Here is a 10,252-nt window from a genome sequence, read left to right as displayed (position 1 = left end):
CTAGCAAGTCGTGGATTATTTGTTTCATGTCGCCGTCTGTCTAAGCCTAGCTACCTATGCACAAGCATAAGACCCATTCAATGCAAAACATACCACCAAAATATCGACGTATAATCATATAATATGGAAAACTACATCTATGTCAGCTACCTGAGCGCCACCGTCGCTTACGCACTACTGCTCGGCTACTCTATTCTGAGGAAACCAAAGCACCTTCCCTTTATGTTTGCGGCACTTTCATCCTTATTATGGTGCGCACGAACCACTATAACAACATCGAATAGCTATTATTTTTATGCCGATACCCTTAGCTATGAAACGGTCCGCAATTTCGCATGGTTCGTCCTCTTAGGTTCGCTACTATTCCAACAACGACACCAACGCACCTTATCTCTATTGAGGTCTAAAACAGCGCGGCTTGCGTCGCTTTTGACCCTCTTCATCCTTAGTATAGAGAGTTTTCCAGATTACCAGGACTTCCTGAGAGAGTCTTTCGATTTCGATCCCAGATTTGTAGCGCATGTAGTGTTCGCGGTATTCGGTCTGATCCTAGTGGAGCAACTGTATCGTAGCACACCGCTGAAGCAACGCTGGAACATAAAGTTCTTGTGTGTCAGCTTAGGTGCATTGTTTGCGGTTGACCTCCTACTTTTTAGCAAATCATTGCTGTTCAAGCAGTTAGATTTTTCACTTTGGCAGTCCAGAGGCATCATTAACGCGATTTTGACGCCCTTCTTAGCCATTACGTTGCCTCGTCTTCAATTTCCGGACTCGAACACCGAGCTTACCGTTCCCAGAAAATCGGTTTTTCACTCCACCATTCTGTTTGGATGCGGTATCTACCTGATTTTAATGTCATTTGCTGGATTTTATATTAAGCACGCCAACGAAAAATGGGGAGAAACCGCTCAAACACTGTTCATTTTTCTTGCCATTATTCTTCTGATTATTCCATTTACTTCAGGAAAAATGCGCGCGCTGTTCAAGATCTACTTCAGCAAGCATTTTTTTCACTACAGCTACGACTATCGTGAAGAATGGTTGAAAATTTCCAAATCCCTGGCGAAACTGGAATCCATAGAGGAACTAAAGCTTTTTATTATCAACACCTTAACCGACCTTGTTGAAAGCGCTGGCGGCGGGTTGTGGCTAAAAAACGACCAAGGCCAATTTTTTCTTGCTGCGGAACAAAATTTGAAGCTAACGCCACAGGAATTGGAATATTTGCACCATTTGGAAGATCTGCCCGAGTACCTTACCAACAAACAATGGGTCATTGATTTTTTTGAACTGGCTCACGCCCCTGAAGTATACGATGATATCGATCTGTCGCCCTGGTGCTACGAGGACAGTCAGGTCTGGCTGATCGTTCCGCTGTTTCACATGAACAAATTGGAGGCATTCGCGGTTTTAACGCAAGCCCGCGTGCCAAGAAAGCTCGATTGGGAAGACCATGACCTACTGAAGACCGTTGGCATGCAACTAGCCAACGCTCTGGCGTTGAGTCGCGCTAGCGAAGAGCTGGTTAGCAGTCGCCAATTTGAAACCTATCACCGTTTGTCGGCTTATCTAGTTCACGATCTTAAGAATGTCGGCGCTCAGATTGGTTTGATTGTAAAAAATGCAGCCAAACACAAACATAATCCGGCGTTTTTTGACGACACTATCGACACCCTCAACAATGTTTCCGACAAAATTCAGCACATCGTCGAGCAACTTAAACAAGGCGAAAACAAAGTCAGCTCAGTCGTTTTGGTAGATTTGGTCGACGTTATTCGCCGGATAATCGCCAGTAACATAAACCCAATTCCGGTGATTCTAAGCACGACTCTGACCGAGTGCCTGGTAAAAACCGACCAAATCAAGGTCTCTAACGTGTTAGCGAATCTGATTCAAAATGCTCAAGATGCTTCTAACGGCAAGGGAGACAAAGTAGAGCTTGAATTAACCAAAGACCCTGACTATGCTGTGATAAAAATTATTGATAACGGTAGCGGAATGGATCAGCGATTTATCGCTGAACGACTCTTCAAACCATTCGACACCACCAAAGGGAATGCCGGCATGGGCATTGGGGCGTACGAAGCACGCGATTATGTTTTAAAAAGCGGAGGCCAGCTTCAAGTTGAAAGCACGCCCGGAGTCGGCACCACGTTTACGATTTACCTACCATTAGCAAAGCGGGTTTCCGCTCAACCAGGGCATAATGACTGAATCCAAACTTCTACTGATCGTCGAAGACGATCCAGGCCTGCAAAAACAACTGAAATGGAGTCTAGAACAGTACGAAATAGTACTGGCAAGCAACCGCGACGAAGCGATCGCGGCTTTGCGCCGCCATACCCCTAGCGTCGTTACTCTCGACCTTGGTTTGCCACCAGACCCCACCAATGCGAGCGAAGGCATCGCCACGCTACAGGAAATGTTGGCACTAGCGCCCTCGACCAAAATCATCGTCGTGACCGGAAACGACGATCGAAACAACGCGATTCAAGCCGTTGCGTTAGGCGCTTACGATTTTTATCAAAAACCGATAGACCCCGACGTGCTCGGACTGATAATCGAACGAGCTTTTCAACTAGACGCGCTGGAGCGCGGTTATCAGGAACTGAAACAACAAAAACCACTGCACGGAATCATCGCCACTAGCCCGCAAATGCAATCGGTGTTGCGGATGGTGGAAAAAGTGGCACCGACGCAAGCAACCGTACTCTTGCTGGGCGAAAGCGGCACCGGTAAGGAAGTCTTGGCGAGGACGGTGCATAGACTCAGCGCGCGCGCCGACCAACCGTTCGTCGCAGTGAATTGTGCCGCGATTCCGGAAACGCTGTTGGAAAGCGAATTGTTCGGGTACGAAAAAGGCGCATTCACCGGCGCGGTCGCTCAAACCAAGGGTAAAATTGAATACGCACAGGGCGGCACTTTTTTTCTCGACGAAATCGGCGACCTGCCGTTCGCTTTGCAGGCCAAACTTTTGCGGTTCATACAGGAGCGGGTCATTGAACGACTCGGCGGCCGGAAGGAAATCCCTGTAGACGTCCGCATTATCTGCGCCACCCACCGTCATCTACCCGATTTAATCGAACAAGGTCAGTTCCGTAGCGATTTGTATTACCGCCTTAGCGAAATTGCAGTCGACATTCCGCCGTTGCGTAAGCGAGAAGGCGACATCATCGCTATCGCCACCGCCTTGCTGCAACGCTACTGTCGCGAAAACAGCCGGAAGGAAAAGCATTTCTCGCAGGACGCGGCACAAGCGCTCGAAGCCTACCTTTGGCCGGGAAATATTCGGGAGATGGAAAACAAAATCAAACGCGCGGTGATTTTGTCGGACAGCAATTTCGTCACCGCCGAGGAACTACAACTCGGATCGACAACCGACAAGTCCATGCCCCTAAATCTGAAAGCGGTCAGAGAGGCGGCTGAAACCGTCGCGATCAACCGTGCACTGTCCTATACCGATCATAACGTTTCCGAGGCAGCGAAACTGTTGGGCGTCACTCGGCCCACGCTGTACGGATTGTTCGAAAAATACGGAATTCCGATCTCGGCCCGCAACCAGAGCGACGACTAGCCGCCTCAGGCAAGCGATTCCGAGCAGCATTTTGCGGCGCGGAATCATTCTATAGATCCATTACCACTGCGATTCGCCGGTCTCCGGATCGTACATTTCATGAAACACCTTATGCCGGTTAGCTATCAGCTCATCAATACTGGGAGAATTACTCATCGCGCGCTGAATAGCCAATTTCATCGCCTCGTAATTCGTACGGTACAAATCCTTACGGTCCAGATTGGGGTTGGTTGCGCAAGAGGGATCTATCCAAATCATCGCGACGATACACAGTTCATTGGCTTGTAACCGAGGAATGACACCATCCGCGACACTGTCGATCACAGCGTCGGCCACTGCGGACTGCACCGGTCCGCCAAATAAATTAACGTAAGCGGAAGACTTGATCGTCACCTTAGGTACCATAATCGTCGCCGGCCGCACTTGCTGGTTTGTCGCCCTGATGGCGAACATCCGGGTATGGCCTTCGGTCTGGCCCATCAAATTGGCGAAAGCATGGCCGGCCGGACCTTTGACGTCGCCGAGCAGTATTTCCGGCATTGCGTCGGTACCTTGGCCTTCGCTCGAAAATACGGTGGCTTCGCCGGTTCTAAACCAATATGAATCTGACATGGTGAGTCCTTGATCGTAATTGCGAAAGCCGGCATTCTATGCCGCTCGCGACCACCCGGCAATAGCCGACAGCAAGGAATCAGGAGTCCTAGCGCTTACGTAACAATTGCAGACACTGACGGTTGGCCGCCAAATCCAATGCGCTAAAGTCGTCGTCGGTGGTCAGACGCGGATTGGCGCCAGCGTCGAGCAATTGAGCAACCACGGCGTGTTTGCCGGCCGATGCCGCGTAGATCAATGCGCTGGAACCGCTAGGATTTTGATAATCGATGGCGATACCGGCTTGCAGCAGCAACGCAATACACTCCGCCGATTCAGCAAAACAGGCAGCCCACAACGCGTTATTGCCGTAGGCATCCAAGACAGTCAAATCAGCGCCGCTTTCAAGCAAATACACCAACACATCCGCTCGACCGTGTCGGGCCGCCAAGATCAAAGCCTGCTCTCCCCGCCCGTTAACCGGTGCGGCAGGCGGAATCGTAAAGCCGTTTTGAGCCAGCCATTCAGTGATTTCGGTATTCGGACTCATCCTAACCCCACTTATACCAATGACGGCCTGGACAACAGCGACACATGCCCAACCCCATGTTGGCGCAAGGCCTCCAACAATTCCAAACGTGCAGCCTCGCCCTTGCCGCGCAGATAGCGTAACTCCGCGACCGTTAGCAATGTAATCGCCACTAGCGCCACCGGTCCTCCCGGCAACATGGCCACGGCACCAAGGCCAGCCGGTAGCGACAACAGCGCCCCAACGCGACCGCGACCGTCCTTGATGTGTTCGATATTGAACTCGATCGACAAAGGCTCGCCCGCCAATAATTTCTCGCAAAGTACCGGGTAGCCGGCCAGGGTATGGCTGACCTCGGCAGTCAACGGAAACAGCCAGGTATCCGCCAACGCAGTGAGCGGGTGATCCTCGGTGAGTCCGGCATCCGGACTTTCGATAAAGACCTCCAGACCCAAGCCGGTTTCCGGCCGATCGCGTTCGACCCAAGGGTCGGACAGACCGTCGGAAATGACACAGGCGTTAGCGCCATGCCGAGCCGCCAACCAAGCGGCGCCGGCCGGCCATTCCGGCCCATCGCTCATAGGCCCCATCAACGACGTCAACGACGCAACTTCCGATTCGAACACGCGACCGATCAAAGCCTGCCGCGCCTCGCTCGCCAACCGCAAACGGTCGGCATAGGTTAAACCTACGACAAATTCAGCGCTCATTCGCTACCTGCTCGACGCACCGCGCCTGCCATCGTTCCCGGGCCATCAGCGCGACTTCCTCGTCGGGGTCTTCCATCATCCGCTGCAATAATTCGCCATCGGCCCGCAAGACCACCTCGTAACGCACGGTCCAGTCCGGATCGTCGGCCATCATCACCAAATCGTCGATCTCCATACGCTGCGCCACGATGCGGCGAATGCCCACTTCATGATCTTCAGCCATCAAGCCCAGGCTGACGCTGGGAATGCGCTCGGCAACGGTACGCCGAACCTCGGTGTCGGCATCGGCCACCAAGCGAAACAGCCGCCCCTCGGGCAGGCGTTTGGCAACATAAGCTCGCACGAGATAATCGGTGTCGCCCGCCATCAACTCCAACTGCGCCTCCGGCAAACGGTCGGCAACCGTCACTCGCACCTCTCGATCGCTGTCGTTGATTAGTTCCAGCAACCACTCCAGCGGGACTCGGTAGGCCAATACCCGTCGCACCGCTTCGTCGGGATCGGCCAACAGCGGCCGCAACAAATTCGTCGGCAGATAGCGGGCGGCTATCGCCCGTCGTTCCCAAAATGCATCTTGCATGTACTCGCGAGCCAAAGCGGGATGCAGCTTGAAAAACCGGTCTATTTGCCGACCGCTCTCCGCCATGATGCAAATATCGCCGGGCTTACAAGCCCCCTGCGCCAACAAACTGCTCCGATACGCGCAAGCGTTACAGTCGGCCAACGGCGTCAGATCAGGTTCCCGAACTTCCGGTGATTGGGCGGCCATCGCTTAAGCCGCCTCAGCCCTGACGGGCAACAGTTCCGGCGTTACTTGCGATAGCCAAACCCGTATACGCTCGTCGGTCAAATGCGGTTGAGTCCGCTGATCCAGTACCAAACCGACAAATTGACCGTCGATGATCGAATCGGAATGTTCGAATTGATAACCGTCTGTGCTCCAGCGCCCAATCACGTCGGCGCCATAGCCGCAAAACACGCGGTACAGTTGAATCAGCGAACTGGCAAACCGCGAAGCGTAGCGCTCTTGATGTCCGAGACCAAACAACGCAATGCGCTTGCCGGTCAGATCGCAATGTTCCAACTGCGGTACAAACTCCTGCCAACTGCGCTCCTGGCAACCGACGGCCATGCCCGGCAAATCGCCGATACCGTAACTGGGTGTCCCCAAGATCAGCGCATCGTATTGCAGCAAATCGTCCAGACTGGCCCGATTGACATTTTTCGGTTTGTCCGCCAACTCTTCACCCAGCAGACTGTAGATCTTCTTTGCCACCAACCGGGTACTGCCGGTATCGGTACCGAAAAAAATGCCAATTTTGCCCATAAATCACCTGTAGACGAGTTTGCGAGGAATGGCCTTAAGCCTTTTCGCAATTCTCAGCAAATTTCGATCCAAAACAGAATCCTTGCTCGCCAACATTTTTTAATCACAAATTCAATAACATAAAACACCCGGCATGCCCCGACGGTTGAGCTCTTTGAAGGTATGGCTACAATTGCCGGGAAACTGGCGAGATTGCCACACAGCCGATCAGCCCGCCGGTTAGCGACTCATATCGCCCGCCCGCGAACACAAGAAGTCAGAACCGCTATTGTTCGCCAATCCAGACTAGGCCTCCGAACCAACAACACCGTTTTCAAGACCAAAAGGGAGATTGATCCATGGCAATTTTGCGTTGCAGCGCTTGCGCCTATCTGCGAGAGGTACCTTCCGAGCATGCCGGCAAGACCGTCAAATGCCCTGTGTGCGAAAAGCCTGCGGCGATCCACGACACGGTGGGCTTCGTGACCGGTTTGATCGACAAGTACAGTGCGCTTTTAAGCAAATACCGGACTCTGGAAATGTCGCAATCCACCCCGCCGCCCAAGGGCCAAGCGCCGCAAAAAATCGAGGATCTGGATTTGCACAATACGGCGGTGATGAGCCAAAGCACTCAATATCAACCGATCGTCCGTTGGTTCGAGCGTAAAAGCGTGCAAGTCCAAGTCAATCACGACGCTCTCGATACCCAAGGTTTTTTCGACGAAGTTGCAGTGGAGCTTGGAGATCAGCTGGCGACGCTGGGGGAACTACTCGACAAAATCCGCAAGGCGCAGCGCAATGACTACGGTTCGGTGACGATGAATTTAAGCAACCACAGTCAAAACCAAATCAAAATCATCACCGGTTTTTGCAAATCGCTTTACGACTTCTCATTCGTCGCCAAATATTTCTACAACAAAAACGAAAAGCGCGTCCATCTGACGCTGCAAACTGCGCCGGCCATCGTCAACTTTTTCAACGGCGAATGGTTGGAATGGTATGTGTTCATGAAATTGCTAAAGCATTGCTACGACGGCAACGGCCTGTTTTCCTGTCTCCGCAATTTTACGATCCGCTTCGCCAACGAGGACCTATACGAAATCGACGTGTTTTTCCTGATTAATAGCCGTATTCCAGTGTTCATCGAATGCAAATCCGGCGAATTCAGACCCTTTATCGACAAGTACAGCAAAATGCGCCGCCGCCTCGATATTGACAAAAACCACTTTTTGCTGCTGGCCTTGGGAACCAGCGACGAACAAGTCGCCGGGTTGACCAAAATGTACGACATTACCTTCGTCAACGAGACCAATTTTATCAAGCACATCAGTGCTTTGATGGCGCCATAGCTTCAACGCGCCGGCGCATCGCCGACCGGCGCTGCAAACGCGTCGGACACCAATCGACCGACATTGGCGCCGGTCAGCGCCTTTAAAAACGCCACCAGTTCGGTCACTTCGCCGTCCGTCAAGGCCAACGGCCGCATCGCGGGCGCCAGATTGTCGTTGGCAACGCCACCCCGATTGTAAAAACGTACGACCTCTTCCAAGGTCGCCAGCGAACCGTCGTGCATGTAAGGCGCGCTCAACGCCACATTGCGTAGCGACGGCGTTTTATAAGCCCAGCGGTCGGCCGGATTCTGGCTGATTTCGTAATAGCCTAGATCGTTAGGTTTTTCGCCACGCACCCCCGACAAATGCCGGATATCGACATCGACGAACACTCCCGGCGCCACTTGCACGTGTTGAGTATCCGGCGCCTTTTGCATGGATTCCGTATAGCCGATGCCGGTGTTGTGGCGTTTTTGATCCGCGAACAGCGCCGACTTTTCTCCCACGCTATGACAGTGGCTACAGCCCGCCTTGCCGGTAAACAGCGCGAAACCCCGCTTGGCGGATTCGTCGAGCGCATCCGAGCGCTTGCCGAAATACCAGCGATCGAACGGCGAATCCGCCGAATTCAAGGTGCGTTGATAACTCGCCAACGCCTGACCTATCGTCTCCATCGTCGGCGCTTTGCCGAAAGCGGCTTCGAACAGGCCACTGTAGTCGGCGGCGGTTTTGATTTTGTCGATTACATAGCCGATGGACGGATTAGCCATCTCGTTATGCGCCAACAATGGCCCCCAGGCTTGTTGTTCCAGCGTATTTTCGCGGCCGTCGTGGAACAACAATTGAGCATAACCAACGTTGTACAGCGAGGGCGCATTGCGGCGCACGCTCCGCCCCTCGACGCCGACCGCCGTCTCCATCTCGTTATTGGCGAAACCCTGTTCCGGGATGTGGCAAATCGCGCAGGAAAAGGTATTGTTCAACGACAGCCGCCGGTCGAAAAACAACTTGCGGCCCAACGTGATTTTGGCGGGTGTCAGCAGGTTATCCTTAGGCACAGGTAAAGCAGGCAAACCCAACGGCGGCTTTAGCGCAAAGTCGATCAACTTTGCCGGTTGACCCCGCCGTTGTTCCAGTGCCACGGAACGGGTTTGGTAATCTGCTTGCTGATAGTTTTGCTTATTGTCGCCGGGCTGGAGCAACATATCCGTCGGCACCGCGGACGGCGCGGCTTGCGGTTTGACGGCGGCCAGCAAGGTAAGTACATCGCCGATCAGCGTGTCGGCATGCAAAAAATCGACGCTGTAAATATTCCGGACGTTCTTATCTTTATCGATCAGATAGACCCGTAGCAGATGCGAAAACGTGCCGGTAAACCGACCTTTGTCGTCATAGACCTTTTGCACGTTCTGCTGGTAGCCGTCGAGGATGGGCTGCAAAGTGGTTCCGTCGCGTGTGGTCAGGAACTGCCAATCGAAATCGCCGGTTTTAAAGCCTTCGCCGTAATGGCGCATCATTTCCGGCGTGTCTTGCGTGGGGTTAAAGCTGAGCGTTAATAATCTGAGTTTATCGGCCAATTCCGGTTGTTTCTGTAACTGGCGACCGATCTTCTGCAACACTTGGGTGGCCAGCGGGCAGCCGTTGACATCGCTGCAGGCGGCGTAAATAAAGCTGAGCAACACCAGCTTGTCACCCATTAGGTCGTGGAGGTGTTTGGATTGGTTGTTGCTGGTTAATACGTCGCCGTTGGCGGCTTGGGTGATGATTGGCAGGGTATAGGTGCCAGGTTTTGCGGGTTCGAAAGGTAGGGCGGTGTAGCCGGGGGCTAGATGTTTAGCGTCCTGCGCTTGGCTGATTGGCGCTCCCAGGTTAAAGAGAAAGCATAGGAACCCTATCGTTCCCATGCTCCAGCGTGGGAACGCCGGGGCGGACGCTCCAGCGTCGGCGTTCAGACTATATAAACTGTCGCGATAAGGGAGCTTCATTAGCTTGCTGTATACTCTTGAGGTGGTGTCGCTGACGCGACGGCTTGTTTTAATGTCAGTTCTCGGACCGACAGCCGAGATACTTTCGCTACGAAAACCATCCCTGGTTTTCGCCCTGCGGGCCAGCCTATCGGCTGTTCAAATTCGTTCCAGACGAATTTGTGCTTGTCCAAAGAAAAGTATCCAAAAGAAAAGACGCACGAATGCCGCTTTGATCTTGCGCGCC

At 53.0% G+C, this 10,252-nt stretch carries 9 protein-coding genes; 3 read left to right on the top strand and 6 right to left on the bottom strand.

The features are described from left to right. Nucleotides 1-123 precede the first annotated feature (123 nt). Together prsK and prsR are read left to right on the top strand one after the other, a co-directional pair. A complete protein-coding gene (gene prsK, locus A1355_RS08010) occupies nucleotides 124-2,214 on the top strand; it encodes an XrtA/PEP-CTERM system histidine kinase PrsK (protein WP_064026798.1) in 2,091 nt (696 codons plus the stop codon). Then, nucleotides 2,207-3,574 (top strand): PEP-CTERM-box response regulator transcription factor, encoded by a 1,368-nt coding sequence (gene prsR, locus A1355_RS08005; protein WP_064026795.1) that lies wholly within the window; start codon nucleotides 2,207-2,209, stop codon nucleotides 3,572-3,574. The genes prsK and prsR overlap by 8 nt, the downstream gene beginning before the upstream one ends. Before the next feature lie 60 nt (nucleotides 3,575-3,634). Here the strand turns inward: prsR and fae are convergent, their stop codons facing one another. The 5 genes from fae to A1355_RS07980 form a co-directional block, all read right to left on the bottom strand. After that, nucleotides 3,635-4,186, bottom strand: coding sequence for a formaldehyde-activating enzyme (gene fae, locus A1355_RS08000; RefSeq protein ID WP_064026793.1), 552 nt, complete (start codon nucleotides 4,184-4,186; stop codon nucleotides 3,635-3,637). An 88-nt stretch (nucleotides 4,187-4,274) separates the two neighbouring features. Beyond that, nucleotides 4,275-4,715 (bottom strand): ankyrin repeat domain-containing protein, encoded by a 441-nt coding sequence (locus A1355_RS07995; protein WP_064026791.1) that lies wholly within the window; start codon nucleotides 4,713-4,715, stop codon nucleotides 4,275-4,277. An 11-nt stretch (nucleotides 4,716-4,726) separates the two neighbouring features. Beyond that, complete coding sequence (locus tag A1355_RS07990; RefSeq protein ID WP_064026789.1) at nucleotides 4,727-5,404, bottom strand: hypothetical protein; 678 nt, start codon at nucleotides 5,402-5,404, stop codon at nucleotides 4,727-4,729. Next, nucleotides 5,394-6,173: a 4Fe4S-binding leucine-rich repeat protein gene (locus A1355_RS07985; protein WP_064026787.1), complete on the bottom strand. Its 780-nt coding sequence runs from the start codon at nucleotides 6,171-6,173 to the stop codon at nucleotides 5,394-5,396. Before A1355_RS07985 ends, A1355_RS07990 begins: the two co-directional genes overlap by 11 nt. A 3-nt stretch (nucleotides 6,174-6,176) precedes the next feature. Beyond that, nucleotides 6,177-6,731: a flavodoxin gene (locus tag A1355_RS07980; protein WP_064026785.1), complete on the bottom strand. Its 555-nt coding sequence runs from the start codon at nucleotides 6,729-6,731 to the stop codon at nucleotides 6,177-6,179. 338 nt (nucleotides 6,732-7,069) lie between these two features. Here A1355_RS07980 and A1355_RS07975 point away from each other — a divergent pair, with 338 nt between their 5' ends. Then, the gene (locus tag A1355_RS07975) at nucleotides 7,070-8,059 is read left to right on the top strand and encodes a hypothetical protein (RefSeq protein ID WP_064026783.1); all 990 of its coding nucleotides are present in this window, start codon (nucleotides 7,070-7,072) and stop codon (nucleotides 8,057-8,059) included. A 2-nt stretch (nucleotides 8,060-8,061) separates the two neighbouring features. Here A1355_RS07975 and A1355_RS07970 read toward each other — a convergent pair whose 3' ends face one another. Then, nucleotides 8,062-10,026, bottom strand: coding sequence for a cytochrome c peroxidase (locus A1355_RS07970; protein WP_231883602.1), 1,965 nt, complete (start codon nucleotides 10,024-10,026; stop codon nucleotides 8,062-8,064). Nucleotides 10,027-10,252 lie beyond the last annotated feature (226 nt).

It is taken from the genome of Methylomonas koyamae (genome assembly GCF_001644025.1).
Taxonomy (GTDB): domain Bacteria; phylum Pseudomonadota; class Gammaproteobacteria; order Methylococcales; family Methylomonadaceae; genus Methylomonas; species Methylomonas koyamae_A.
This window is presented reverse-complemented; position numbering and strand designations above follow the sequence as displayed.

Coding starts and splice junctions, on each gene's coding strand:
- A1355_RS07990 (WP_064026789.1), bottom strand. CDS start 5,404: ATGAGCGCTGAATTTGTCGTAGGTTTAACCTATGCCGACCGTTTGCGG.
- prsR (WP_064026795.1), top strand. CDS start 2,207: ATGACTGAATCCAAACTTCTACTGATCGTCGAAGACGATCCAGGCCTG.
- fae (WP_064026793.1), bottom strand. CDS start 4,186: ATGTCAGATTCATATTGGTTTAGAACCGGCGAAGCCACCGTATTTTCG.
- A1355_RS07985 (WP_064026787.1), bottom strand. CDS start 6,173: ATGGCCGCCCAATCACCGGAAGTTCGGGAACCTGATCTGACGCCGTTG.
- A1355_RS07995 (WP_064026791.1), bottom strand. CDS start 4,715: ATGAGTCCGAATACCGAAATCACTGAATGGCTGGCTCAAAACGGCTTT.
- A1355_RS07970 (WP_231883602.1), bottom strand. CDS start 10,026: ATGAAGCTCCCTTATCGCGACAGTTTATATAGTCTGAACGCCGACGCT.
- prsK (WP_064026798.1), top strand. CDS start 124: ATGGAAAACTACATCTATGTCAGCTACCTGAGCGCCACCGTCGCTTAC.
- A1355_RS07975 (WP_064026783.1), top strand. CDS start 7,070: ATGGCAATTTTGCGTTGCAGCGCTTGCGCCTATCTGCGAGAGGTACCT.
- A1355_RS07980 (WP_064026785.1), bottom strand. CDS start 6,731: ATGGGCAAAATTGGCATTTTTTTCGGTACCGATACCGGCAGTACCCGG.